Here is a 23,983-nt window from a genome sequence, read left to right on the forward strand (position 1 = left end):
CGCTCGCCCTCCCCTATTCCGACTTTCGCGAGGACACCATGGCCCGTTTTCCCCTGCAAAAACTCTACATCGACGGCGGTTATGTCGACGCCACCAGCGGCACCACCTTCGAGGCCATCAACCCGGCCAACGGCGAAGTGCTGGCCGAGGTGCAGCGCGCCTCGCAAGCCGATGTGGAGCGCGCGGTGGCAAGCGCCGAGAAGGGCCAGAAAGTCTGGGCAGCGATGACCGCCATGCAGCGCTCGCGCATCCTGCGCAAGGCCGTGGATATTCTGCGTGAGCGCAACGACGAGCTGGCCGAGCTGGAAACCCTCGACACCGGCAAGGCGCTCTCGGAAACCCGCTATGTCGACATCGTTACCGGGGCCGACGTACTCGAGTACTACGCCGGCCTGGTGCCAGCCATTGAAGGCGAGCAGATTCCGCTGCGTGAGACCTCGTTCGTCTACACCCGCCGCGAACCGCTGGGCGTTGTGGCCGGGATTGGCGCCTGGAACTACCCGATCCAGATTGCCCTGTGGAAATCCGCCCCGGCCCTGGCCGCCGGCAACGCGATGATTTTCAAGCCCAGCGAAGTCACCTCGCTGACCACCTTGAAGCTGGCAGAAATTTACACCGCAGCCGGTTTGCCCGATGGCGTGTTCAACGTGCTGACCGGCAGCGGCCGTGAAGTCGGCACCTGGCTGACCGAACATCCGCGCATCGAAAAAATTTCCTTCACCGGCGGCACCGACACCGGCAAAAAAGTCATGGCCAGCGCCTCCAGTTCGTCGCTCAAGGAAGTGACCATGGAGCTGGGCGGCAAGAGCCCACTGATCATCTTCGAAGACGCCAACCTCAACCGCGCCGCCGACATTGCGGTAATGGCCAACTTCTACAGCTCCGGCCAGGTGTGCACCAACGGCACACGCGTATTTGTGCCACGCAGTTTGCAGGCCCGCTTCGAAGCCAAGGTGCTGGAGCGTGTGCAACGCATTCGCCTCGGCGACCCCACCGACGACACCACCAACTTCGGCCCGCTGGTGAGCTTTGCCCACATGGAAAACGTGCTCGGCTATATCGCCAAGGGCAAGGCAGAAGGCGCGCGGTTGCTGATCGGTGGTGAGCGCGTAACGGAAGGCGAATTTGGCAAAGGCGCCTTTGTGGCGCCGACCGTGTTCAGCGATTGCACCGATGACATGACCATCGTGCGCGAAGAAATCTTCGGGCCGGTGATGAGCATTCTGGTGTACGACGACGAAGCCGAAGTGATCCGCCGCGCCAACGACACCGAGTTCGGCCTGGCCGCCGGCATCATCACTCAGGATTTGAACCGCGCGCACCGGGTTATCCACCAGCTGGAAGCCGGCATCTGCTGGATCAACACCTGGGGCGAATCGCCGGCCGAGATGCCGGTGGGCGGCTACAAACAATCGGGCGTCGGCCGCGAGAACGGCTTGGTCACCCTGGCTCAATACACCCGCATCAAGTCGGTCCAGGTGGAGTTAGGTGGGTATACGTCGGTGTTTTGATCCGCTCATACACCGATTTGTAGGTTGGGTTGAGCACAGCGAAGCCCAACGGGCAGACCGATAAACGCCGGCCTTTGGCCGGCCTGTTGGGCTTCCTTCGTCAACCCAACCTACGCCTCTCCCACATAGTTTTTCAGTTCTGATCCAGGTACAGAAATGAACACAGAATTCGATTACATCATCGTCGGTGCCGGCTCGGCCGGTAACACCCTGGCCACCCGCCTGACCGAAGATGCCAACGTGACCGTGTTGCTGCTGGAGGCCGGCGGCCCGGACTATCGCCTGGATTTCCGCACCCAGATGCCCGCCGCCCTGGCCTTCCCGCTACAAGGCCGACGCTACAACTGGGCCTACGAAACCGACCCCGAGCCGCACATGAACAACCGCCGCATGGAATGTGGGCGCGGCAAGGGCCTGGGCGGCTCCTCGTTGATCAATGGCATGTGCTACATCCGCGGCAACGCCCTGGACTACGACGGCTGGGCGCAAACCCCGGGCCTGGAAGACTGGAGCTACCTCGATTGCCTGCCGTATTTTCGCAAGGCGGAAACCCGCGACATCGGCCCCAATGACTACCACGGCGGCGACGGCCCGGTCAGCGTGACCACCCCCAAAGCCGGCAATAATCCGCTGTTCAAGGCCATGGTCGAGGCCGGCGTGCAGGCCGGCTACCCGCGTACAGAGGATCTCAACGGTTACCAGCAAGAAGGCTTCGGCCCGATGGACCGCACCGTCACCCCGCAAGGCCGGCGCTCCAGCACCGCCCGTGGTTACCTCGACCAGGCCCGCAAACGGCCGAACCTGACCATCGTCACCCATGCCCTCACCGACCGCGTGCTGTTCGAAGGCAAACACGCCGTCGGCGTCGCCTACCTGAAAGGCACCAGCTCGATTCCGGTGGAGGCCATGGCCCGCCGCGAAGTGTTGGTGTGCTCCGGCGCCATCGCTTCACCAGCGTTGCTGCAACGCTCCGGCGTCGGCCCGGCAGAACTGCTGAAAAAACTGCGCATTCCACTGGTGCATGACCTGCCCGGCGTTGGCGAAAACCTCCAGGACCACCTGGAGATGTACCTGCAATACGCCTGCACCCAACCGGTGTCGCTGTACCCGTCGCTGCTGTGGTGGAACCAGCCGCCGATTGGCGCGAAATGGCTGTTCCTCGGCAAAGGCATCGGCGCCAGCAACCAGTTCGAAGCCGGCGGTTTTATCCGCAGCCGTCCGGAATTCGAATGGCCGAATATCCAGTACCACTTCCTGCCGGTGGCGATTAACTACAACGGCAGCAACGGCGTGCAGGAACACGGCTTCCAGGCCCACGTCGGCTCCATGCGCTCACCGAGTCGCGGACGCATCCAGGTGAAATCCAAAGACCCGCGCCAGCACCCGAGCATCCTCTTCAACTACATGGCCACCGAACAGGACTGGCAAGAGTTCCGCGACGGCATCCGCCTGACCCGCGAGATCATGAACCAACCCGCCCTCGACCCCTTCCGCGGCCGCGAAATCAGCCCGGGCCCCGAGGTGCAGACCGACGAACAACTCGACCAATTCATCCGCGAACACGCCGAAACCGCCTTCCACCCCTCCTGCTCCTGCAAGATGGGGAGCGACGAAATGGCCGTAGTGGATGGCGAAGGTCGCGTACATGGCGTGCAAGGTTTGCGCGTGGTGGACGCCTCGATCATGCCGCTGATCACCACCGGCAACCTCAACGCCCCGACCATCATGATCGCCGAGAAAATCGCCGACAAAATCCGCGGCCGGGCACCACTACCCAAAAGCACCGCACCGTATTACGTGGCCAACGGCGCACCGGTGAGAGTCAAACCACTGCGTTAAGCAAAGATCAAAAGCATCGCGGCTGAAGCCGCTCTTACAGGAGAACGCGCATCTGCTCTGGATCTGGCTTTTGATCTTGATCTACCCGCCCCTTGGGCGAAGGCCGAACGGAGTCGTTGCGCAAGGGGTCGAGCGGCCGGGAGCCGCGAGAGGCGCGAAGGGCCATGGATGGCCCGTCGCGCCGGCCCCTGGAGCAACGACGGAGTGAGGGGACCTGAAGCGCAGCGTAAGGCCGAGGTAGGGGCAAGCCCTTTGGTTACTTTGCGGCGACTGGCAAAGTGACTCGCGCGTAAGGCGCGAAACAAAAACCTCCAGCACACGCGTCAATGAAGAAGAAAACCGTCCGCCAGTAGATCGCTTGGTGCGCATAGCACACCCTACAAAAGCAAACCGCGCTAATCCGGCAGATTCTGCCGAATCATCCACTGCCCATCCGGCGGCACCAACAAACTCACATTCAACCGCCCCACGTTGCTCCGATCGAGCATGATGATCTGCGGACTGACCATCTTCGCCACCGGCTGTTTCTCCAACAACCGCACCGCCAGATCCACCGCTATCCGCGCCTGCACCACCGGCGAATCGGTCGGCGCCGCCAACACCTGGCCATCGGCAATCGGCGCCAGCAACCGCTCATTGGCATAAAACGAAATCACCTCAAAGTGATACCGCGGCGCACTGTTGTGCCGCAGCCGCGAAGCAAACGCCGCCGCCTCGGCATTGCCCAACACATAATCCAGATTGGGTTCACGCTCCAGCAGGGCGCGCACCAACGGAGCCTGCCCGGAGATATCGGCAGCGCCATAACCGCCATGGATCAGGGTCACCGAACTGCCCTCGAGCGCCTCCTGCAAACCCGCCTCGGCATCCTTCAGCCAGCCCGCGCCCGCAGGCCCGGGAAACCAGCCAACACGCACCGCACGGCCGTGCGCATGCTTGAGCAAATAGCCCACCGCCTCTTTGGTCATCTCGGCAAAGTCCACCCGTGCATGGGCGCTGACGCCGGGGCAATCCAGGCGGTTGGCCAGGTCGATCACCGGAACGCCACGCGCAGCCACCGCCTGAATCTGCGGGCACAGGCCATTGGTGCTGATGCCACCGACGATAAAGGCGTCCGCCCCATGCGCGGCGCAGTGCTGGAACTGCTCGCTCTGCACCGCTGCGTTCTGGTAGCCGCCAGCGTCATAAATGCCCAGGCGCACACCCTGGCGCTCGGCTTCCTGCGACAGCCCCCAGGACATCGCCCACCAGTAGCGGCCCAACCCCTGCGGCAACACCGCGCAGATCCGCCAGGGCTTGCTGGCCCGGGCCTGGGGTTGGTAGTCCAGCGCCTGGCCATCGCTCACCACCGGCACCGGAAACCACTCCTGCGCCTGGAGCAACGGACAGACACACACGCACAACACAACGAGGAAAGTCACCCGCATCGGCAAGGCCTTATGCAATGTCAGGAACGATTCGGTACGCGAGTGCAAAGCGTGCCAGCCCGCTCAGAGTATTGCCACTAGGATCGGCACAAAGTTCCCGCTGTTGTGCGGTTCAATCCGGCATTTCCTGGCGGATCATCCATTGGCCGTTGGGCGGCATCAGCAGGCTCATGTCGAAGCGTTGCAGGCTGGCCTTGTCGAGCATGCGGATGCGCGGGCCGATGCGTTCGGGCAGCGGCTGTTTCTCCAGCGCGCGCACAGCCAGATCAATGGCGATGCGCGCCTGGATCACCGGCGCATCGGTGGGTGCGGCCAGCACCTCGCCTTTGTTGATCAGCGCCAGCAGTTGCTCGGTGGCATAGAAGGACAGCACCTGGTAGTGGTAACGCGTGCCGGTGGTGCGCTTGAGTTGGGCAGCGAACGCCGCCGCCTCGGCGTTGCCGAGCAAGTAGTCGAGGTCGGGTTCGCGCTGCAGCAGGTCGCGCACCAGCTTGGCCTGGCTGGCGCGGTCCGGCGGGCCATAACCACCGCTGATCAGGCTCAGCGTGGAGCCGGCTACCGCCTGCTGCACCCCGCGTTCGGCATCCGCCACCCAGCCGGCGTTCTGCGGCCCCGGCAACCAGCCGACGCGCGCGGGTTTGCCTGGGTGGCGATCGAGAATATAGGCCACGGTCACCTTGGCCATCTCGGCGAAATCCACCCGCGAGTGGGCCGTGACTCCGGCACACTCCAGGCGGTTGACCAGGTCGATCACCGGCACCGCGGTGTTGCGCAGTGCTTCGATCTGCGGGCAGAGGTCCGTGGTGTTGATGCTGGCGATCACCACGGCGTCGGCACCGCGCTGTATGCAGCGCTGCAATTGGGCCACCTGCACGTCGGCGTACTGGTAGCCGCCGGCTTCGTAGATCCCCAGTTGAATACCCTGGCGCGTGGCCTCCTCGGCCAATCCCCAGGACACGCCCCACCAGTAGCGGTCCTTGCCTTGCGGCAGCAGCGCGCAGACCCGCCAGGGTTGGCTGGCTTTGGGTTGTGGTTGGTAATCAAGCAAGTTGCCGTCGCTGACCACGGCGGTCGGAAACCAGTCAGCGCCGTACACCGGCAGGCAACCGCAGAGAGCGAGCAAGGTCAGACAGATCACACGCATGGAGCGGCGCCTTCGACAGTTGTGCACATCGCCCCACAGCGTGGCAGCGCCGCTGCGCTTTTGCCAATCGCCGGCTACAAATGCCCGGCAAGGTTGGCAACGCGGCGGCCAGAAGCCTAAAGTCCGTGGGGCCATTGCCCGTTCCAGAGAGTTTTCATGCCGATACAACCCGCGTTGGACGCCCGCACCGCCCGCCTGCTGCCCTGGATCGTGGCCATTGCCTTCTTCATGCAGACCCTGGACGGCACCATCCTCAACACCGCCTTGCCGGCGATGGCCCGCGAACTGCTGGAAGACCCGCTGCGCATGCAGTCGGTGGTGATCGCTTACATGCTCACCGTGGCACTGCTGATTCCGGCTTCGGGCTGGATTGCCGACCGCTTCGGCACCCGGCGGATTTTCTTCGGCGCGATTCTGCTGTTCAGTTGCGGCTCGCTGCTCTGCGCCATCAGCACCACGCTGCCGCAACTGGTGGGCGCACGCATCGTGCAGGGCCTGGGCGGCGCACTGATGATGCCGGTTGGCCGCCTGGTGGTGTTGCGGGCCTACCCGCGAACCGAGCTGGTGCGGATCATGAGTTTCATCACCCTGCCCGGCCTGCTCGGCCCACTGATTGGCCCGACCCTGGGCGGCTGGCTGGTGGAATACGCCAGCTGGCACTGGATCTTCCTGATCAATATTCCGGTGGGCCTGATCGGCTGCATTGCCGTGTACCGGGTGATGCCCGACCTGCGCGGTCCGCAGCGCAGCCGCTTCGACACCCTGGGGTTCATCCTGTTTGGTGGCGCCATGGTGCTGATTACCATCGCCCTTGAGGGCCTGGGCGAACTGCACCTGGCGCATATGCGCGTGATGCTGCTGTTGCTCGGCGGCCTGGCCTGTCTGGCTGCGTACTGGCTGCGCGCCGGGCAAGTGGCCGAACCGCTGTTCGCGCCGCGCCTGTTTCGCACCCGCACCTTTGCCGTGGGCATTCTAGGCAACCTGTTCGCGCGCCTGGGCAGCGGCTCGTTGCCGTTTCTGGTGCCACTGCTGTTGCAGGTGGCCCTGGGTTATTCACCGGCCGAGGCGGGCATGAGCATGATTCCCCTGGCGCTGGCGGCGATGGCGGTCAAACCCTTGGCCAAGTCGATCATCGACCGTTTTGGTTACCGCACCGTGCTGACGGGCAACACCCTGTTGCTCGGTGGCCTGCTGGCGAGCCTGGGCCTGGTCACCGCGACCACCCCATACGCCATGCTGCTCGTACAACTGGGGTTGTTGGGGGCGGTCAACTCGATGCAGTTCACGGCGATGAACACCGTCACCCTGATCGACCTCGATGACAGCAGCGCCAGCAGCGGCAACAGCCTGCTGTCGGTGGTGGTGCAGTTGGCGATCAGCCTGGGCATCGCCTCGGGCGCGGCGCTGCTGGGCGGGTTTACCAGCGAGATCGGCAGCGGCGAGATCGACAGCGTGTTGGGCGCGTTCCAGCTGACGTTTCTGTGCGTGGGCGTGCTGACGCTATTGGCGGCGGCGATCTTTTTGCAGCTGTCGCGTGAGGATGGGCGGTCGGCGAAGCGGGTGCCGACAGAGATTCAGGAGTAAGGCGCGGCATTCTGGATCCCGGCTTGCGCCGGGATGACGGAGGTTTTGATAAGACCACCGTCGTCCCAGCGCAGGCTGGGACCCAGAATATCGCCGGGAACGAAGGTGCCGAATTGAATGGGGCTATCAGCCGAAATAGCTGCCGTTTTTCGAAGGCAACCCACTCCACAATTCTTCCAGCCGCGGAAAATTCCAATCCTCCGGCGCTTCACGACCAATGATCTTCTCGCGCCCGACCAGCTTCGCCAGATCAATCACCTGCTGCTGAATCGGCGTTTTCGATTTGGCCATGAAGAACACTTTCACCCGTGGCGTCAGCAATGAGGTTGCGTGCTGGTCCATGACGATGCCCAGGCGCCCGCTTTCCAAGCGCACCAGCGAACCCGTGGGGTAGATGCCAACCGATTTGACGAAGGCCTGGAAGATCACCTGGTCGAAATGGCCTTTGCTCCATTCGGCCATCTTGCGAATCGACTCGGCCGGGTCCCAGCCACTCTTGTACGGGCGGTTGGAGGTGATCGCGTCATACACGTCACACACCGCGCCCATCTTCGCGAACAGGCTGATCTGGTCGCCTGCCAGGCGGTGCGGGTAGCCGCTGCCGTCGATCTTTTCGTGGTGGTGCAAGCACACGTCGAGGACGATGGCGTTGATGTCGCGGTTGTCTTTAAGCAACTTCAACCCGGCCATCGGGTGGTCGCGCATGGTGGTGAACTCGGCGTCGGTGAGTTTGCCGGGTTTGTTCAGGATCGCATCGGGGATCATCATCTTGCCGATGTCATGCAGCAGCCCGGCCACCCCCGCATCGCGCACCATGTCCTCACTCAAGCCGAGCTGGCGTGCGAGGGCGATCATCAGCGCGCACACCGCCACCGAGTGCATGTAGGTGTATTCGTCAGAGGTTTTCAGCCGCGCCAGGCTGATCATCGCATCGGGGTTGCGGATCACCGACTCGGTGATTTCCTCCACCAGTTCGGTCACTCGTGCGGCGTCGATGGCCTGGCCCATGCGCACTTCGCCGAACATGGCGACCACTGCATCCTTGGACCGCGCGCACAGTTGCTGGGCGCGTTTCACTTCCTCTTCCAAGGCAACGCTGATCGGTTTATGCGGCACCTCGATCGCGACCTCTGCCACCAATAACTGCTCGACCTCAGCCGCCACCTCCGCCGCGCTGAGCGCGATGCTGCCATCGGGCACATCAAGGCCTTTAGTGGGGTCGATCCACACCTCTTCGATGCCGCTGTCGAGAATGCGCTGCAGGTCTTTGGCAGTGTTGAGCAGAAACTTGGTTTTCCAGAACGGGTGTTCCATCCACGAACCACAAAATTCGTGGATGAACATGCCCAGACAGAGGTCAGTAACAGCGATTCGTTTCAGCACGGCAGAACCCGGCAAATTCAGCGGATACGGTCAGGCGAGAACGCGCCGACCTGTGAAGAAAGTAATACCAGCAAATAGCCACTTTTGCGCAGCGGTTTACGCGCAATCCGTCGGCGGCAGCGCATAAATCTACCCGCAGCCCGTCGCTCCCTTGCACTGTCCATGCCGTGCCGGCGGGTGCCCCTGTTACACTGCACGCCATTTCCGTTTAGCAGGCCTGCCCCCGTGACTTCCACCGCGTTCAATTCGTTGCCCCTGTCCGCCGCCATGTTGGCCAACCTGGAGTCCCTGGGTTACGCCGAAATGACGCCGATTCAGGCACAAAGCCTGCCGGTGATTCTCAAGGGCATGGACCTGATTGCCCAGGCCAAGACTGGTAGCGGCAAGACCGCGGCCTTCGGCATCGGCCTGCTCAACCCGCTCAACCCGCGCTACTTTGGTTGCCAGGCGCTGGTGCTCTGCCCCACCCGGGAGCTCGCCGACCAGGTGGCCAAGGAAATCCGCCGGCTGGCGCGCAGCGCCGACAACATCAAAGTACTGACCCTGTGTGGCGGCGTGCCGTTCGGGCCGCAGATCGGCTCGCTGGAGCACGGCGCACACATCATCGTCGGCACCCCGGGGCGGATTCAGGAACACCTGCGCAAAGGCACCCTGAAGCTCGACGGCCTCAACACCTTGGTGCTCGATGAAGCCGACCGTATGCTCGACATGGGCTTTAACGACGCCATCACCGACATCATCAGCCACACCCCGGCCAGGCGGCAGACCCTGTTGTTCTCCGCCACCTACCCGAGCGGTATCAAGCAGTTGTCCGCCGCGATCATGCGCGACCCGCAGCAGGTGCGTGCCGAGCACCTTCACGCTGACAACCAGATTGAACAGCGCTTCTACGAAATCGACCCGGACCAGCGTCTGCAGGCCGTCACCAAGGTGTTGGCGCATTTCCGCCCGCAATCGTGCGTGGCCTTCTGCTTCACCAAGCAGCAATGCCAGGAAGTGGTCGATCACCTGATTGCCAAAGGCTTCTCCGCCCAGGCCCTCAACGGCGACCTGGAACAACGCGACCGCGACCAGGTGCTGGCGATGTTCGCCAACCGTAGCTGCAGCGTTCTGGTAGCCACCGACGTGGCCGCGCGCGGGCTGGATATCGACGCCCTGGACATGGTGATCAACGTCGAATTGGCGCGCGATTCGGAAATCCACATTCACCGTGTCGGCCGCACCGGTCGTGCCGGCGAAAAAGGCCTGGCCGTGAGCCTGGTAGCGCCTGCCGAAGGCCAACGCGCCCAGGCCATCGAAACCCGCCAGCAGGCCCCCCTGCACTGGGACCAGATCGACAATCTCAAGGCGCAGCCCGGTGGCCCGCTGCAGCCACCGATGGTGACCCTGTGCATTGGGGCCGGACGTAAAGACAAAGTGCGCCCAGGCGATATCCTCGGCGCACTGACCGGCGACGCTGGCATCGCTGGCGACAAGGTCGGCAAGATCGCTATTTTCGATTACCAGGCTTATGTGGCGGTGGATCGTAATGTGGTCAATCAGGCGTTGAATCGTTTGAATAGCGGCAAGATCAAAGGCAAGTCGATTCGCGTGCGGATGCTTTAAACCCGCATTCGCCCTTGCGATTCTGCCAGCCTGCGCTGGGATGACGGAGGTGTTGTTAAGCCCCCGTCTCCCCAGCGCAGGCTGGGGTCCAGAGTCGTGAAGCTGAGTAACGATCTATCCGCCGCACACAGCCCAAAAGAGACGTAGGCACCGCAGTTACAAGGAGACGTAGGTGAAAAACATCCTGGTCGTCGAGGACAGCCCTCTCGTTCTGAAAATCCTCGAGCACCTGTTCCGCCAGGAGCCCAACCTGCAACCGGTGTTCTGCGCCTCCCTCGGTGAAGCCCAGGTGATGCTGGAAACCTCGGCCGGGTTGTTCTTCGCTGCCATCGTCGACCTCAATCTGCCCGATGCCATGGACGGTGAGATCGTCGACCTGGTGCTCGGCTTCAGCCTGCCGTGCATCGTGCTCAGCGGCTCGTACAACGAGCAGCGCCGCGACGAGTTGCTGCTCAAGGGCGTGGTCGATTACGTGCTCAAGGAAAGCCAGCACTCTTACGAATACGCCTTCCGCCTGCTGCACCGCCTGGAGAGCAACAGCCAGGTGAAGATTCTGGTGGCCGAAGACTCCGACGCCACCCGCCACTTCATCCGCCGCATCCTCACCTCGCACCTGTACCAGATCATCGACGCGGTGGACGGCAACCAGGCACTGCAGATTCTCAAGGAGCAGCCCGACATCGATCTGCTGCTGGTGGACCACAGCATGCCGGGCATCAGCGGCTTCGACCTGGTCAAGCTGCTGCGGCAAAAGATGAAGCGCAGCGACCTGATCATTCTTGGCCTCTCCGCCGACACCAAGGGCTCGCTCAGCGCCCTGTTCATCAAGCACGGCGCCGACGACTTCCTGCGCAAACCGTTCTGCCCGGAAGAGCTCAACTGCCGAGTGATGTCGACCCTGGAGCGCCGCGACCTGATGCAGGCGCTCAAGCAGGCGGCCTTGTTCGACTCGCTGACCAACCTGTACAACCGCCGCGCTTTCTATGAGCAAGGCACGCAGATGTGCAAGCTGGCGCAACGTGGTGGCCATGACCTTAGCGTGGCGATGCTCGACCTGGATTTCTTCAAGAGCATCAACGATGAGTTCGGCCACGCCAGCGGCGACACCGCCCTGGTGCTGTTCGCCCGCGCCCTGTTGCAGGTGTTCCCGGATGCCTTGCTCGGCCGCTTGGGCGGGGAAGAGTTTGCTCTGCTCAGCCGTCAGGACGCGCCGGCGCTGCAAGGTGCGCTGGAACAACTGCGCCAGGTGTCTGCCGGCCTGCGCTACGCCATCGATGCGCCGCCGCTGAACTTCAGTGCCGGGGTGTTCCAGGGTGCACCGGAAGACCTGGAAAGCCTGCTGCACCAGGCCGACACCCGCCTGTACCAGGCCAAGCACCAGGGCCGCGGGCGTACTGTCAGCAACTAGCTAGTCAGGGATCTGGCCAGGGTCTTGCCCGGTCGGCCCGCTGACTTCAGTGGCGGATGCAAAGCCATGGGCGGCGAAGATTTTTTCGTAGGTGCCGTCGTCACGCATGGCCTGCATGGCCCGGTTGAAGCGCTCAACAATCTCCTTGGCCTGCGGGTGGCTGTTGCGCACCAGAATGTGCAGGCCGTTTTCGCTTAGCGGCTTGGGCAGGAACTCCAGCTGTGGCTCAATGCCCTGCAGCTCGTACTGGAAGTAATGGCGGGCCACCAGCTCATCTTCGAGGGTCAATTGCACCCGCCCGGCGGCAAGCATGCGCGCGCCCATGGCGAAATCCACCACGGGGACCTTGAGCAGCTGTTGGTCGGCATCGAATGCCGGCTGATACGAATAACCGCGGACCACGGCGATGCTGGCGGGGCCCAGGTCGCTCAGGCTGCGGAACTGGGTGTCGGTGCCTTTGCGTCGCAGAAAACGAATGCGGTTGATCAGGTACGGCTGGGAGAACACCCCATAGGTGGCGCGTTCGGCGTCGTACCAGGCGCTGACCACGATGTCGTAGTCGCCCACCTGCACGCCATACAGCACCCGCGCCCAGGGCACCTGAAAGTACGAACTGGAGTAACCGGCGCGCTTCAGCGCGGTGATCACCAGGTCGCTGGAAAGGCCGTTGTTGAGCAAATTGACATCGTTGAACGGCGGCCAGGTGTTGGCCACCAGGCGCAATGTCTCGGCAGGCACCGAGGCACTACAGGCTAGGACCAGCCACAACATAAGGCGCGGAAGAAACTTCATGCCTGGCGTCTTCTTAAATCCGGCTCCGGGATAAAACAGCTTAGTCAGGCCTGCGCCCACAACACCAGAGCCGATGATGGGAAACGCCAAGTTTTGCACACGGCTGCGCTAAACTGCCGCCCCGGAAGATCGGCTCAATGGCTCAGAGGTGTGCGGTGCAAGGTTCGGATGTGGTGATTATTGGCGCAGGCGCCGCCGGTTTGATGTGTGCACTGCAAGCCGCCGGGCGCGGCCGCCAGGTATTGCTGCTGGATCACGCCAACAAGGCCGGGAAAAAAATCCTGATGTCCGGTGGTGGCCGCTGCAACTTCACCAATATGTACACGGAGCCCGCCAACTTTCTTTCGCAAAACCCGCACTTCTGCAAATCGGCGCTGGCGCGCTACACCCAGTGGGACTTTATCGAACTGGTGAGCAAACACGCGGTGCCCTACCACGAGAAAAAACTCGGCCAGCTGTTTTGCGATAACAAGGCCAGCGACATTCTCGAGATGCTCCTCACCGAGTGTGACCAGGCGGGGGTAAAGCTGCACCTGAACACCGCCGTCACCCAGATCGACAAAACCGAGGCCGGCTATCAGCTGCAAACCGGCATTGGCGCGCTCAGTTGCACTTCGCTGGTGATCGCCACTGGCGGTCTGTCGATTCCCACCTTGGGCGCCACCGGCTTCGGTTACCAGGTGGCCAAGCAGTTCGGCCACAGCGTGCTGCCGACCCGCGCGGGCCTGGTGCCGTTCACCATCACCGACCAGCTCAAGGCGCTGTGCACCGAGCTGTCGGGCACTTCGGTGGATTGCCTGGTGAGCTGCAACGACGAGAGTTTTCGCGAGAACATTCTGTTCACCCACCGCGGCCTGAGCGGCCCGGCGATTCTGCAGATTTCCTCGTACTGGCTGCCCGGCCAGGCCGTGTCGATCAACCTGCTGCCCGACCACGACGTGCCGACCTGGCTTGCCGAGCAACAGGCCGAGCGCCCCAATAGCGAACTGAAAACCCTGCTGGGTGAGCTGTTCACCAAGAAGATGGCCAACCTGCTGGCCGAGCACTGGTTCGTCTCCAAACCGATGAAACAGTACACCCCGGCGGAGCTCGCGCAGATCGCCGAGCAGTTGGCCAACTGGCAGCTGGTGCCGGCCGGCACCGAAGGCTATCGCACGGCAGAAGTGACCCTGGGCGGCGTCGACACCAAAGAGGTGTCGTCAAAAACCATGGAGTCGCTGAAATCGCCGGGGCTGTATTTTGTCGGCGAGGTGCTGGACGTCACCGGCCACCTCGGCGGCTTCAACTTCCAATGGGCCTGGGCCTCGGCCTATGCGGCGGCGCAATACGTGTAAGCGCGACGTGACTTAGTGGCGCGGCGACAGTCCAACCTGGCTTGAATCGCCAAGCGCCGCGCGCTGATCGCCCACGGTTTTTGTTAAAACTGTACGGCAGCGGTTCGCAGTACGCGGCATATCCGCTCTAATCAACGTATCGCCAGTCAGGTTGTCTGCCCCCGATGCCAGCTCCCACCATTCGCCAAACCCTGCGTCGCCTTTGGGCGCTGGATAAATTCAGCTACAGCCTGCGGGCGTTTATCGCCCTCACCGGGATCATGGCGCTGTGCTGGACGCAGGACGCCATGCACCAGCTGATCCCGCTGTTCCTCGGGGTTATTGCCAGTGCCCTGGCCGAAACCGACGACAGTTGGCAGGGTCGCCTCAATGCCCTGCTGGTGACCCTGGCCTGTTTCAGCGTGGCTTCGGTGGCGGTGGAGTTGCTGTTTCCGATGCCGTGGGTGTTTGCCGCCTCGATGGCGTTGGCGAGTTTCTGCCTGACCATGCTCGGCGCCTTGGGCGAACGGTATGCGCGAATTGCCCAGGCCACGTTGATTCTCTCGGTGTACACCATGATCGGCGTGGACCAGCGCGACGGCGCCCAGGTCAGCTTCTGGCACGAGCCGATGCTGCTGGTGGCCGGCGCTGCCTGGTATGGCCTGCTGTCGGTGATCTGGCAGGCACTGTTCGCTCACCAGCCGGTGCAGCAGAGCCTGGCGGTGCTGTTCCGTGAACTGGGGCGGTTCCTCAAGCTGAAGTCAGCGCTGTTCGAGCCGATTCGCGGCGTCGACCTGGAGGACAAACGCCTGGCCCTGGCCAAGCAGAACGGCAAAGTGGTGGCGGCGCTCAACGCCAGCAAAGAGATGATCCTCAACCGCGTGGACAGCGCCCGCCCAGGGCAGAAAATCAGCCGCTACCTGAAGCTGTACTTCATGGCGCAAGACATCCACGAACGCGCCAGCTCCTCGCACTACCCGTACAACGAACTGGCCGAAGCGTTTTTCCACAGCGACGTGCTGTTCCGTTGCCAGCGCCTGCTGCGCCAGCAAGGCTGGGCCTGCCAGCAACTGGGCGAGGCCATTCAGCTGCGCCAGAGCTTCGACTACGGCGGCCACTCCGCCCAGGCCCTCACCGACCTGCAAGCCTCGCTGGAACACCTGCGCATTCAAAGCAACCCGGCCTGGCGCAGCCTGCTGCGCTCGCTGCGGGCGCTGGCGAACAACCTCGGCACCCTGAACAACCTGCTGTGCAACGCCAACAACCCCGACGCCCTCGCCGAAGAGCAGGACAGCAGCTTGCTCGACCGCTCGCCGCGCTCGTTCAAAGACATCGTCGGGCGCATTCGCCTGCAACTGACGCCGACCTCGTTGCTGTTCCGCCACGCCCTGCGCCTGGCCATCGCGCTGAGCGTGGGCTACGGCATGCTGCACCTGATTCACCCCGAGGAAGGCTACTGGATCATCCTCACCACCCTGTTTGTCTGCCAGCCCAACTACGGCGCCACGCGCAAAAAACTCATGCAGCGGATTGGCGGCACGGTGATCGGCCTGGTTCTCGGCTGGGCGCTGTTCGACCTGTTCCCCGGCGCGCTGATTCAGGCGATGTTTGCGGTGGTGGCCGGGGTGGTGTTCTTCGCCAACCGGGCCACGCGCTACATGCTGTCGACGGCAGCCATCACCCTGATGGTGATGTTCTGCTTCAACCAGGTGGGCGACGGTTACGGGCTGATCGTGCCGCGCCTGGTCGACACCCTGCTCGGCGCGCTGATCGCCGGCCTGGCGGTGTTCCTGATCCTGCCGGACTGGCAAGGTCGGCGGCTGAATCAGGTAGTGGCCAACACCCTTAGCTGCAACAGCCATTACCTCAAGCAGATCATGCTGCAGTACGCCGCCGGCAAGCGTGACGACCTGGCCTACCGCCTGGCCCGGCGCAATGCGCACAACGCCGATGCGGCGTTGTCGAGCACCCTGGCCAATATGCTCATGGAGCCTGGGCACTTCCGCAAAGAAGCGGACGTTGGCTTCCGTTTCCTGGTGCTATCGCACACCTTGTTGAGCTACCTGTCGGCCCTCGGCGCCCACCGTGGCGAACCGCTGCCCGGCGCCGCCGAGCCTGGGCTGATCAGCCAGGCCGCCGCTACCCTGGCCAACTCGCTGGATGAAGTGGCGCAGAACCTGGCGCAGAAAACCCCGGTGGTGATCCACAGCGACGCCGAGGAAAACCTCGCCAAGGAACTTGAGCAACTGCCGGAAGAAATGGACGACCGCGAACGGCTGGTGCAAAGCGAACTGGCCTTGATCTGCCGTCAGCTGAGCCCGTTGCGGACGCTGGCCGCGCACGTGTTGCGCGACCCGGTGAGTATCAACGCCCCGGGTTGATAAAAATCGCCCATCACACTCCGTCATTCCGGCGCAGGCCGGAATCCAGAATTGTTCAGGTAACTACGTTTGCCGGGGCATTCTGGGTCCCAGCCTGCGCTGCGGTCCGACGATTCGGGACGACGGAGTGGGGGCCAATACCGGGCTCTAGCGCAGCATATCCGCCAGCGCATCAATCTCTTCGCGGTGCACGGTGATCAGTTGCAGGCCGCCATTGATATCGAGCTGGTTGTAGGGCGGTAGCAATTTGCCGAAGCCACTCAGGCTTTGCAGCGGCGGCAGGTCGGCGGCGTGGTCGAAGCCTTTGAGGCGGTGGTAGCGCGCCAGGTTGACCAGGTCGATCAACTCCATGTGATAACCGACGCTGCGGGTTTCCCAAGCGCCGCTGTTGCGCACGATATCCACCAATTCCTCATCCACCGCCCACTTGCGCAGCAGGATGATGCCCAGGGACTTGCTGTATTCATTGCACAGCGCCAGGTACAGCTCGCGCGACGGCACCTCGTCGTCCTTGAAGGCGGATAACAGCGCCAACGAACCCAACTCACTCATCAAGCTGGCCAGCAGCGCTTGTTCGGGCTGCACATGGCTGACCTTGGCCGCCAGAAACCCGCAGATGCAGGCCTGCAGAATCAGGCGCTCCCAGGCTTCCATAAAGAGCTTCTTGTGGGTGGCACTGTGCAGGGTGAACAGGCTTTGGATGCTGTGGACCATGGTGATGCGGTCGACCTGGCCGACGCCCAGCACCTGCATCACGTCCTTGAGGGTTTTCGGACCGCGGCGGGTGCGGTTGAGGGGGCTGGAACAGTACTTGATCAGCAGCGCGGCCAGGGCCGGGTCGCGGCTGATCAGCTTGCTCAGAACCTCCAGGCTGATATCCGGGCTGCGCAAGGCTTTGCGAATTTCCAGGGTCAGCGCCGGCAAGCTGGGCAGCTGCTCCGCGCCAGACATCAACTGCGTTACCACCTGGCGATAGCGCGCGTAGCCGCTCAACACTGCCGACATGAAACCCACTCCAGCGCGAAACCGTGATGCAGTACAGGCTAATCGCTATCACCGCATTTGCCCATTGGCCGCCCGTCTGAAGTCGCAGGCAGTGACCTGTAGGAGCTGCTTTAGGCGAGATGCTGTTAAATCAAAAAGCATCGCGGCTAAAGCCGCTCCTACGGGATGGACGCAGGCAGGTTGAACCCTGTGCAAAGCCCGACAGTCCCACCCTTATGCCTGCTCGCCCACTGAGGACTCACCATGGAACGCAACAAGCACGATCTGCCCGCCCTGTTTCAACAGTTGGGTTTGCCGTCCGAGCCCGATGAGATTGCCCAGTTCATTGCCAGCCATTCGCCGCTGCCGGATGAAATCAAGGTATCCAAGGCCAGCTTCTGGTCGCCGTCACAGCAAGCTTTTTTGCAGGACGAAATTCTCGATGACTCCGACTGGGCGCCGGTGGTCGATCAGCTCAACGTGCTGCTGCGCAAGAAGGTGCCTTAGCCCTCAGCTTTGCCTTCTAGCTTGGCCAGGTCGCGCCAGGTGAGGTACACGCGCAGGTCGAACTCCAGTTGGTGGTAGCCCGGCAGCATGTACTCGCAGAGTTTGTAGAAGGCCTTGTTGTGGTCGGACTCTTTCAGGTGTGCCAGTTCGTGCACCACGATCATGCGCAGAAACTCCGGCGCCGCCTCCTTGAATAGCGCCGCCACGCGAATCTCTTTCTTGGCTTTGAGCTTGCCGCCTTGCACCCGCGAGATAGCGGTGTGCAGCCCGAGCGCGCGGTGTGTCAGGTCCAGGCGGTTGTCGAACAGCACCTTGTCGATGGCCGGCGCATTACGCAGGTGCTCCTGCTTCAGCTCCAGGGTGTAGCTGTACAGCGCCTTGTCGCTCTGGACTGCGTGCTTGTCCGGATAACGCTGCTGCAAATACTCCCCCAGACGATTGCTGGCGATCAGTTGCCGCACCTGCTCTTGCAGGGCGGGCGGGTAAGCTTGCAGATACTTCAAGGGAGAAAGCAGCGGAGGCATGGGCAGCCAGTCGTCGGCATCGGGCGGCCAGTTTAACCAAGGCAGCCCACCGGGCAAAACGCCAGCTTTTTTCGCCCGATGAAGCACATCAAGCACTTGCGTAATTCACCGGCAAAAACAGCGCAACGGCCGTCGTTTTCATGACAGCGCAAGGGCGACGAAAGGCATTCAAGGGCGCTAGACACAGCACGATAACCAGGCCGCGGGACACTTGGGCAACACCGTTGGGTTGCACCGTAACTACCTCTCCCGCGGAGAGACTTTGATGATCGACCTTGCTACTTGGAACCTGTCCATCCCTGTTGGCGTACCGGCCACGACCATTCAGACCCCTGTGCTGGTGGGCGGTTATCAGGATTACTACTTCAAGGCGGACAACGGTTCGATCTTTTTCTGGGCGCCCGTCAACGGCACCACCACCGACAGCGCCAGCTACCCGCGCAGCGAACTGCGTGAAACCTTCGCCGACAGCAAACTGCGCAACTGGACCTACCCCAGCGCCGACAACTTCCTGCGCGCCGCCGTGGCCGTCAACCAAGTGCCCTCGACCGGCAAAGTGGTGATCGGCCAGATTCACGCCTACGGCAGTTCCAAACCGATGGTGAAGCTCGAGTTCCAGTACAAAACCAAGACCGCCACCGCCAACATCGTCGCCAAGGTCCGCACCACGCCGCTGGACGAAGAAGGCCAGGTGATCACCGTGCTCAGCGGGATGAAGCTCAACCAGCGCTTCACCTACACCCTGCACCTGACGCCCAAGGGCTCGCTGGTGATCAACGTCAACAGCGCGCAGTGGTCGACCGTGATGGATCCGAGCTGGGCACCCAAGCCGCTGTACTTCAAGGCGGGGGTGTACACCCAGGACAACGAAGGCAACGAAACCGAAGCCGGTGCGGCGACGTTTTATGTGCTGAAGATTGACCATACGGCGGTGGCGGCGACCACTGCGACTACTGCCGCAAAAACCACAAAATAACCAAACACCGGTCATTCCCGCGCAGGCGGGAATGACCGGTGTTTGGTTTGGAAAATAAAAAGCCCGCCATATAGGCGGGCTTTTGAGCGGCTAACGCCAGCGAACTTAGTTCACCTTGGCGTTCAGCTCACCCTTGGCATAACGCTGGAACATCGCTTCGAGGGAGATCGGTTTGATCTTCGAGGCGTTGCCGGCGGTGCCGAAGGCTTCGTAGCGGGCGATGCAGACGTCGCGCATGGCTTTGACGGTTTCGCCAAAGAATTTGCGTGGGTCGAATTCGCTTGGGTTGGTGGCCATCAGGCGGCGCATGGCACCGGTAGACGCCAGACGCAGGTCGGTGTCGATGTTGACCTTGCGCACGCCGTGCTTGATGCCTTCGACGATTTCTTCAACCGGTACGCCGTAGGTTTCTTTGATGTCGCCGCCGTACTGGTTGATGATCGCCAGCCACTCTTGCGGTACCGAGGAAGAACCGTGCATCACCAGGTGGGTGTTGGGGATGCGCTTGTGGATTTCCTTGATGCGGTCGATGGCCAGCACGTCGCCGGTAGGCGGCTTGGTGAACTTGTAAGCGCCGTGGCTGGTGCCGATGGCGATGGCCAGGGCATCAACCTGGGTCTTCTTGACGAAGTCAGCAGCTTCTTCCGGGTCGGTGAGCATCTGGCTGTGGTCGAGCACGCCTTCGGCGCCGATGCCGTCTTCTTCACCGGCCATGCCGGTTTCCAGCGAACCCAGGCAACCCAGCTCGCCTTCTACCGACACGCCGCAGGCGTGGGCCATGGCCACGGTCTGTTGGGTAACGCGGACGTTGTAGTCGTAGTCGGTTGGGGTTTTGCCGTCTTCGCCCAGCGAGCCGTCCATCATCACCGAGCTGAAGCCCAGTTGGATCGAGCGCTGGCAGACGTCAGGGCTGGTGCCGTGGTCCTGGTGCATGCACACCGGGATGTGCGGGAATTCTTCGATTGCCGCGAGGATCAGGTGACGCAGGAACGGTGCGCCCGCGTATTTCCGTGCACCGGCCGAAGCCTGCACGATCACCGGGGAGTCGGTCTTGTCAGCCGCTTCCATGATGGCGCGCATCTGTTCCAGGTTGTTGACGTTGAAAGCTGGAACGCCGTAGCCGAATTCGGCGGCGTGGTCCAGCATCTGGCGCATGCTGATAAGTGCCATGGTTTAACTATCTCCCGGTTTCGCTAGTTAATCGTGCAAGCCTGCAACTGCGGGCATTGTATAGGCGAAGAAGGCGCTGCGTTAGGCCCTCTGCCGTGTGAATACTCAGTGGGCTTTGCAGCCCCGGCCAATCAGGTCGTTGTTGGCAACCCAGTAAAGCAGGCCTTCCTGTCCTTTTATGTGAAAGGCCAGAACATCGCTGCTATAGAAAGCCCCGGTCTCTACAGGTTCCTGTTTGAGCCGATAAACGATGTCGCCACCGCCCAGGCGGACATCCACCGCGCGTTGGTCCGACTCGGCATAACGCCACAGGACCTTGGCCTGGCTGTCGCAGGTCCAGGTGGTCCACTGCTCAGTGGGTTGCGAGCTGGCACAGCCAGTCAGCACGCCACCAGCAGCAAGCAATACGAGGGCCATCCGGCCCATTACGCCTTTCATCCACACTCCTAATGGGCCAGCGTTGGCTTGCCCGGCTTTGCCTCAATCAAGGGCGGCTCAGTCAGGGGCAATTTTGCTCGTGACTGTCAGACATTGGTTCGCCAGTGCTCTGCGCTTCCACCCGCTGATCATTCTGATTGGTCGGCAGGCTGATCTGCGCGGGGCTCATCACCTCGCAGGTACTCGGTGAGCCACCGCCGGCACAGCCGGTCAGTAGCACTAACAACGAAGCGGACAGCAGGGCAACGCAAGAGCGGTTCATGGCAGGTCTTCCTTTACGCGGGAGGTTATTAGCAGTGACCTATTGGCCGCTGAAATAGTTGCTCCTGCGTGACCGCCTCAACCGCTTCGCGAGCAAGCTCGCCCCTACAGGTCATGTTTTGCACCGTAGGAGCGAGCTTGCTCGCGAATTGCACTGCTTACGGGCATTCCTCCGTGGCCGCCGCGGGCTGGTTATCGCCCTGCGCCGGCTGCGGCCGATGTTCTTCGTCGAAACGACGGTAGATCACCGCTGAGGTTTCTGCCCACCAGCTGGTTTGATAACAGCCCTGCTCGCCCGCCTGTTGCGCCTGAGTGGACGCCGTGGGCGTGACCTTTTGTGGCTCGGCGCTGCTGCAGCCCAGCATCAGCAGGGTGGCAGCAGCGGGAGCACTCAACCGGCCGTAGCGGTGCATGGCTGGGCTCAAGCCTTGGCGCGCTGTTCGAGCACTTCCACGGCCGGCAGCACTTTGCCCTCGACGAACTCGAGGAATGCGCCACCACCGGTGGAGATGTAGGAAATCTTGTCGCCCACGCCGTATTTGTCGATGGCCGCCAGGGTGTCGCCACCGCCAGCAATGGAGAACGCCGAGCTTTCCGCGATGGCCAGGGCCAGGGCCTTGGTGCCTTCGCCGAACTGGTCGAACTCGAACACGCCCACCGGACCGTTCCACAGAATGGTTTTCGACGACTTCAACAGATCGGCGAACAACGCCGCAGTCTGTGGGCCGATGTCGAGGATCATGTCGTCGTCCGCCACGTCACTGATGGCTTTGACGGTGGCTTCAGCGGTCTGGGCGAATTCCTTGGCCACCACCACGTCGACCGGCAACGGCACGCTGACCTTGGCGGCGATGGCTTTGGCGGTGTCCAGCAGGTCTGGCTCGTACAGCGACTTGCCCACCGGGTAGCCGGCAGCAGCAAGGAAGGTGTTGGCGATGCCGCCACCAACGATCAGTTGGTCGCAGATCTGGCTCAGGCTGTTGAGCACGTCGAGTTTGGTCGACACTTTCGAGCCGGCGACGATGGCTGCCATTGGTTTGGCCGGGGCACCCAAGGCTTTGCCCAGCGCGTCCAGCTCAGCGGCCAGCAGCGGGCCGGCAGCGGCGACTTTGGCGAACTTGGCTACGCCGTGGGTCGAACCCTCGGCGCGGTGCGCGGTGCCGAAGGCGTCCATCACGAACACGTCGCACAGGGCGGCGTATTGCTGGGCCAGGTCGTCGGCGTTCTTTTTCTCGCCTTTGTTGAAGCGCACGTTTTCGAACAGAACGATGTCGCCTGGGGCCACATCGACGCCGCCGAGGTAGTCAGCTACCAGCGGCACTTCACGGCCAAGGGCTTTGCTCAGGTAATCGGCAACTGGCTTCAGGCTGTTTTCCGCGCTGAACTCACCCTCGGTCGGGCGCCCCAGGTGGGAGCAGACCATCACGGCGGCGCCTTTTTCCAGGGCCAGCTTGATGGTCGGCAGGGAAGCGAGAATGCGCGCATCGCTGGTGACCACGCCATCCTTGACGGGCACGTTGAGGTCTTCGCGAATCAGCACGCGCTTACCTTTGAGGTCGAGATCGCTCATTTTTTGTACAAGAGGGGTGGTCATGGCGCAGTCCTTCCCGGGCTGGGTGATCAAAGGGTCTTAAAATCGGTTGAAGCTGAAACGTCGAGATAATGCTGAGCCACATCGAGCATGCGATTGGCGAAACCCCATTCATTGTCGAACCAGGCCAGCAGGTTCACCAGCCGTGGGCCGGAAACGCGGGTCTGACTGCCATCGACAATCGCCGAATGCGGGTCATGGTTGAAATCACAGCTGGCGTGCGGCAATTCGGTGTAGGCCAGCAAGCCCTTCAATGGCCCGCTTTCCGCCGCCTGGCGCAGCACGCGGTTGATCTCGGTGGCATCGGTATCACGTGCAGTTTGCAGGGTGATGTCCAGGCACGAGACATTCACCGTCGGCACCCGCACGGCTTTGGCCTGAATTCGCCCGGCAAGTTCCGGCAACAAGCGCTCGATACCGCGGGCCAGGCCGGTGGACACCGGAATCACCGACTGGAACGCCGAACGCGTCCGCCGCAGGTCTTCATGGTGGTACGCATCGATCACCGGCTGGTCGTTCATTGCCGAGTGAATGGTGGTGATCGATGCATATTCCAGACCCACCGCCTCGTTGAGCAGCTTCAACAACGGCACGCCGCAGTTGGTGGTGCAGGAGGCATTGGAGACCAGGGTTTCGCGGCCGCTCAGGTTCTGCTGGTTGACGCCGTAAACGATGGTGGCGTCGATATCCGCCTCACTGGCCATCGGCTGCGAGAACAGCACGCGCGGCGCACCGGCGTCGAGAAAGCGCTGGCCATCGGCGCGGCTGTTGTAGGCACCGGAGCATTCCAGCACCAGGTCGACACCCAGCGCGGCCCAGTCGACGCCTTCCGGCGTGGCGCTGCGCAGCACTTGCAGGTTGTCGCCATTGATATGCAGGTACTCGCCTTCGATGCGCACCTCGCCCGGGAACCGGCCGTGGGTGGAGTCGAAGCGGGTGAGGTATTCGATGCTGGCGAGATCCGCCACGTCATTCACCGCCACCACCTGAAACCCAGCCTTGGCGCCACGCTCATACAACGCGCGCAGCACGCAACGGCCAATGCGGCCATAACCGTTAAGGGCAACTTTGTAAGGGCGTTGGGACATGGAGGTCTCGTTGTGCGAGGTCAACGTGAGAGGAACAAGGGGCTGGTCGGTAACCGG

At 62.4% G+C, this 23,983-nt stretch carries 21 protein-coding genes; 9 read left to right on the forward strand and 12 right to left on the reverse strand.

The window, feature by feature from the left end:
- Window positions 1-38 precede the first annotated feature (38 nt).
- Both betB and betA read left to right on the forward strand, forming a co-directional pair.
- On the forward strand, window positions 39-1,511 hold the full coding sequence (gene betB / locus C8K61_RS04130; protein WP_108094935.1) for a betaine-aldehyde dehydrogenase: 1,473 nt from the start codon (window positions 39-41) through the stop codon (window positions 1,509-1,511).
- Window positions 1,512-1,667: 156 nt separating this feature from the next.
- Window positions 1,668-3,350: a choline dehydrogenase gene (gene betA, locus C8K61_RS04135; RefSeq protein WP_108094936.1), complete on the forward strand. Its 1,683-nt coding sequence runs from the start codon at window positions 1,668-1,670 to the stop codon at window positions 3,348-3,350.
- 395 nt (window positions 3,351-3,745) lie between these two features.
- On the opposite strand, the gene torT (C8K61_RS04140) is transcribed toward betA, so the two are convergent.
- Window positions 3,746-4,777 (reverse strand): TMAO reductase system periplasmic protein TorT, encoded by a 1,032-nt coding sequence (gene torT / locus C8K61_RS04140; RefSeq protein ID WP_108094937.1) that lies wholly within the window; start codon window positions 4,775-4,777, stop codon window positions 3,746-3,748.
- Between the two features lie 112 nt (window positions 4,778-4,889).
- Window positions 4,890-5,921 (reverse strand): TMAO reductase system periplasmic protein TorT, encoded by a 1,032-nt coding sequence (gene torT / locus C8K61_RS04145; protein ID WP_108094938.1) that lies wholly within the window; start codon window positions 5,919-5,921, stop codon window positions 4,890-4,892.
- 156 nt (window positions 5,922-6,077) lie between these two features.
- On the opposite strand from torT (C8K61_RS04145), the gene mdtD reads away from it, so the two are divergent.
- The gene (gene mdtD / locus C8K61_RS04150; protein ID WP_108094939.1) at window positions 6,078-7,505 is read left to right on the forward strand and encodes a multidrug transporter subunit MdtD; all 1,428 of its coding nucleotides are present in this window, start codon (window positions 6,078-6,080) and stop codon (window positions 7,503-7,505) included.
- Between the two features lie 126 nt (window positions 7,506-7,631).
- Here the strand turns inward: mdtD and C8K61_RS04155 are convergent, their stop codons facing one another.
- Window positions 7,632-8,888 carry an HD-GYP domain-containing protein gene (locus C8K61_RS04155; RefSeq protein ID WP_108095385.1) on the reverse strand — a complete coding sequence of 419 codons (1,257 nt, stop codon included), beginning with the start codon at window positions 8,886-8,888 and terminating at the stop codon, window positions 7,632-7,634.
- Between the two features lie 225 nt (window positions 8,889-9,113).
- On the opposite strand from C8K61_RS04155, the gene dbpA reads away from it, so the two are divergent.
- Both dbpA and C8K61_RS04165 read left to right on the forward strand, forming a co-directional pair.
- Window positions 9,114-10,493 (forward strand): ATP-dependent RNA helicase DbpA, encoded by a 1,380-nt coding sequence (gene dbpA, locus C8K61_RS04160; protein WP_178086420.1) that lies wholly within the window; start codon window positions 9,114-9,116, stop codon window positions 10,491-10,493.
- 172 nt (window positions 10,494-10,665) lie between these two features.
- A complete protein-coding gene (locus C8K61_RS04165; protein ID WP_108094941.1) occupies window positions 10,666-11,901 on the forward strand; it encodes a diguanylate cyclase in 1,236 nt (411 codons plus the stop codon).
- On the opposite strand, the gene C8K61_RS04170 is transcribed toward C8K61_RS04165, so the two are convergent.
- On the reverse strand, window positions 11,902-12,693 hold the full coding sequence (locus tag C8K61_RS04170) for an ABC transporter substrate-binding protein (RefSeq protein WP_108094942.1): 792 nt from the start codon (window positions 12,691-12,693) through the stop codon (window positions 11,902-11,904).
- 137 nt (window positions 12,694-12,830) lie between these two features.
- On the opposite strand from C8K61_RS04170, the gene C8K61_RS04175 reads away from it, so the two are divergent.
- Together C8K61_RS04175 and yccS are read left to right on the forward strand one after the other, a co-directional pair.
- A complete protein-coding gene (locus C8K61_RS04175) occupies window positions 12,831-14,027 on the forward strand; it encodes an NAD(P)/FAD-dependent oxidoreductase (RefSeq protein ID WP_371919966.1) in 1,197 nt (398 codons plus the stop codon).
- A gap of 164 nt (window positions 14,028-14,191) precedes the next feature.
- Window positions 14,192-16,387 (forward strand): YccS family putative transporter, encoded by a 2,196-nt coding sequence (gene yccS / locus C8K61_RS04180; RefSeq protein ID WP_108094944.1) that lies wholly within the window; start codon window positions 14,192-14,194, stop codon window positions 16,385-16,387.
- 147 nt (window positions 16,388-16,534) lie between these two features.
- Here the strand turns inward: yccS and C8K61_RS04185 are convergent, their stop codons facing one another.
- Window positions 16,535-17,392 (reverse strand): HDOD domain-containing protein, encoded by an 858-nt coding sequence (locus tag C8K61_RS04185; protein ID WP_108094945.1) that lies wholly within the window; start codon window positions 17,390-17,392, stop codon window positions 16,535-16,537.
- Between the two features lie 243 nt (window positions 17,393-17,635).
- Here C8K61_RS04185 and C8K61_RS04190 point away from each other — a divergent pair, with 243 nt between their 5' ends.
- The gene (locus C8K61_RS04190; RefSeq protein ID WP_108094946.1) at window positions 17,636-17,878 is read left to right on the forward strand and encodes a DUF2789 domain-containing protein; all 243 of its coding nucleotides are present in this window, start codon (window positions 17,636-17,638) and stop codon (window positions 17,876-17,878) included.
- Here C8K61_RS04190 and C8K61_RS04195 read toward each other — a convergent pair.
- Window positions 17,875-18,402 (reverse strand): M48 family metallopeptidase, encoded by a 528-nt coding sequence (locus C8K61_RS04195; RefSeq protein WP_108095386.1) that lies wholly within the window; start codon window positions 18,400-18,402, stop codon window positions 17,875-17,877. The genes C8K61_RS04190 and C8K61_RS04195 overlap by 4 nt on opposite strands.
- Before the next feature lie 265 nt (window positions 18,403-18,667).
- Here C8K61_RS04195 and C8K61_RS04200 point away from each other — a divergent pair, with 265 nt between their 5' ends.
- Entirely contained in the window at window positions 18,668-19,378 is a 711-nt protein-coding gene (locus C8K61_RS04200; RefSeq protein ID WP_108094947.1) for a polysaccharide lyase family 7 protein, read from the forward strand.
- Window positions 19,379-19,483: 105 nt separating this feature from the next.
- Here the strand turns inward: C8K61_RS04200 and fba are convergent, their stop codons facing one another.
- The 6 genes from fba to epd form a co-directional block, all read right to left on the reverse strand.
- A complete protein-coding gene (gene fba / locus C8K61_RS04205; RefSeq protein ID WP_108094948.1) occupies window positions 19,484-20,548 on the reverse strand; it encodes a class II fructose-bisphosphate aldolase in 1,065 nt (354 codons plus the stop codon).
- A gap of 105 nt (window positions 20,549-20,653) precedes the next feature.
- Complete coding sequence (locus C8K61_RS04210; RefSeq protein ID WP_108094949.1) at window positions 20,654-20,986, reverse strand: MliC family protein; 333 nt, start codon at window positions 20,984-20,986, stop codon at window positions 20,654-20,656.
- 61 nt (window positions 20,987-21,047) lie between these two features.
- The gene (locus C8K61_RS04215; protein WP_108094950.1) at window positions 21,048-21,248 is read right to left on the reverse strand and encodes a hypothetical protein; all 201 of its coding nucleotides are present in this window, start codon (window positions 21,246-21,248) and stop codon (window positions 21,048-21,050) included.
- A 157-nt stretch (window positions 21,249-21,405) separates the two neighbouring features.
- A complete protein-coding gene (locus tag C8K61_RS04220) occupies window positions 21,406-21,660 on the reverse strand; it encodes a hypothetical protein (RefSeq protein ID WP_108094951.1) in 255 nt (84 codons plus the stop codon).
- Window positions 21,661-21,668: 8 nt separating this feature from the next.
- Window positions 21,669-22,841, reverse strand: coding sequence for a phosphoglycerate kinase (locus C8K61_RS04225; RefSeq protein WP_108094952.1), 1,173 nt, complete (start codon window positions 22,839-22,841; stop codon window positions 21,669-21,671).
- 26 nt (window positions 22,842-22,867) lie between these two features.
- Window positions 22,868-23,926, reverse strand: coding sequence for an erythrose-4-phosphate dehydrogenase (epd, locus tag C8K61_RS04230; protein ID WP_108094953.1), 1,059 nt, complete (start codon window positions 23,924-23,926; stop codon window positions 22,868-22,870).
- Window positions 23,927-23,983 lie beyond the last annotated feature (57 nt).

Source organism: Pseudomonas sp. GV071 (assembly GCF_003050835.1).
GTDB lineage: Bacteria > Pseudomonadota > Gammaproteobacteria > Pseudomonadales > Pseudomonadaceae > Aquipseudomonas.

Coding starts and splice junctions, on each gene's coding strand:
- betB (WP_108094935.1), top strand. CDS start 39: ATGGCCCGTTTTCCCCTGCAAAAACTCTACATCGACGGCGGTTATGTC.
- C8K61_RS04210 (WP_108094949.1), bottom strand. CDS start 20,986: ATGAAAGGCGTAATGGGCCGGATGGCCCTCGTATTGCTTGCTGCTGGT.
- C8K61_RS04175 (WP_371919966.1), top strand. CDS start 12,831: ATGGCTCAGAGGTGTGCGGTGCAAGGTTCGGATGTGGTGATTATTGGC.
- C8K61_RS04185 (WP_108094945.1), bottom strand. CDS start 17,392: ATGTCGGCAGTGTTGAGCGGCTACGCGCGCTATCGCCAGGTGGTAACG.
- C8K61_RS04195 (WP_108095386.1), bottom strand. CDS start 18,402: ATGCCTCCGCTGCTTTCTCCCTTGAAGTATCTGCAAGCTTACCCGCCC.
- C8K61_RS04215 (WP_108094950.1), bottom strand. CDS start 21,248: ATGAACCGCTCTTGCGTTGCCCTGCTGTCCGCTTCGTTGTTAGTGCTA.
- betA (WP_108094936.1), top strand. CDS start 1,668: ATGAACACAGAATTCGATTACATCATCGTCGGTGCCGGCTCGGCCGGT.
- torT (WP_108094937.1), bottom strand. CDS start 4,777: ATGCGGGTGACTTTCCTCGTTGTGTTGTGCGTGTGTGTCTGTCCGTTG.
- torT (WP_108094938.1), bottom strand. CDS start 5,921: ATGCGTGTGATCTGTCTGACCTTGCTCGCTCTCTGCGGTTGCCTGCCG.
- fba (WP_108094948.1), bottom strand. CDS start 20,548: ATGGCACTTATCAGCATGCGCCAGATGCTGGACCACGCCGCCGAATTC.
- C8K61_RS04220 (WP_108094951.1), bottom strand. CDS start 21,660: ATGCACCGCTACGGCCGGTTGAGTGCTCCCGCTGCTGCCACCCTGCTG.
- C8K61_RS04225 (WP_108094952.1), bottom strand. CDS start 22,841: ATGACCACCCCTCTTGTACAAAAAATGAGCGATCTCGACCTCAAAGGT.
- C8K61_RS04170 (WP_108094942.1), bottom strand. CDS start 12,693: ATGAAGTTTCTTCCGCGCCTTATGTTGTGGCTGGTCCTAGCCTGTAGT.
- yccS (WP_108094944.1), top strand. CDS start 14,192: ATGCCAGCTCCCACCATTCGCCAAACCCTGCGTCGCCTTTGGGCGCTG.
- C8K61_RS04190 (WP_108094946.1), top strand. CDS start 17,636: ATGGAACGCAACAAGCACGATCTGCCCGCCCTGTTTCAACAGTTGGGT.
- C8K61_RS04200 (WP_108094947.1), top strand. CDS start 18,668: ATGATCGACCTTGCTACTTGGAACCTGTCCATCCCTGTTGGCGTACCG.
- mdtD (WP_108094939.1), top strand. CDS start 6,078: ATGCCGATACAACCCGCGTTGGACGCCCGCACCGCCCGCCTGCTGCCC.
- epd (WP_108094953.1), bottom strand. CDS start 23,926: ATGTCCCAACGCCCTTACAAAGTTGCCCTTAACGGTTATGGCCGCATT.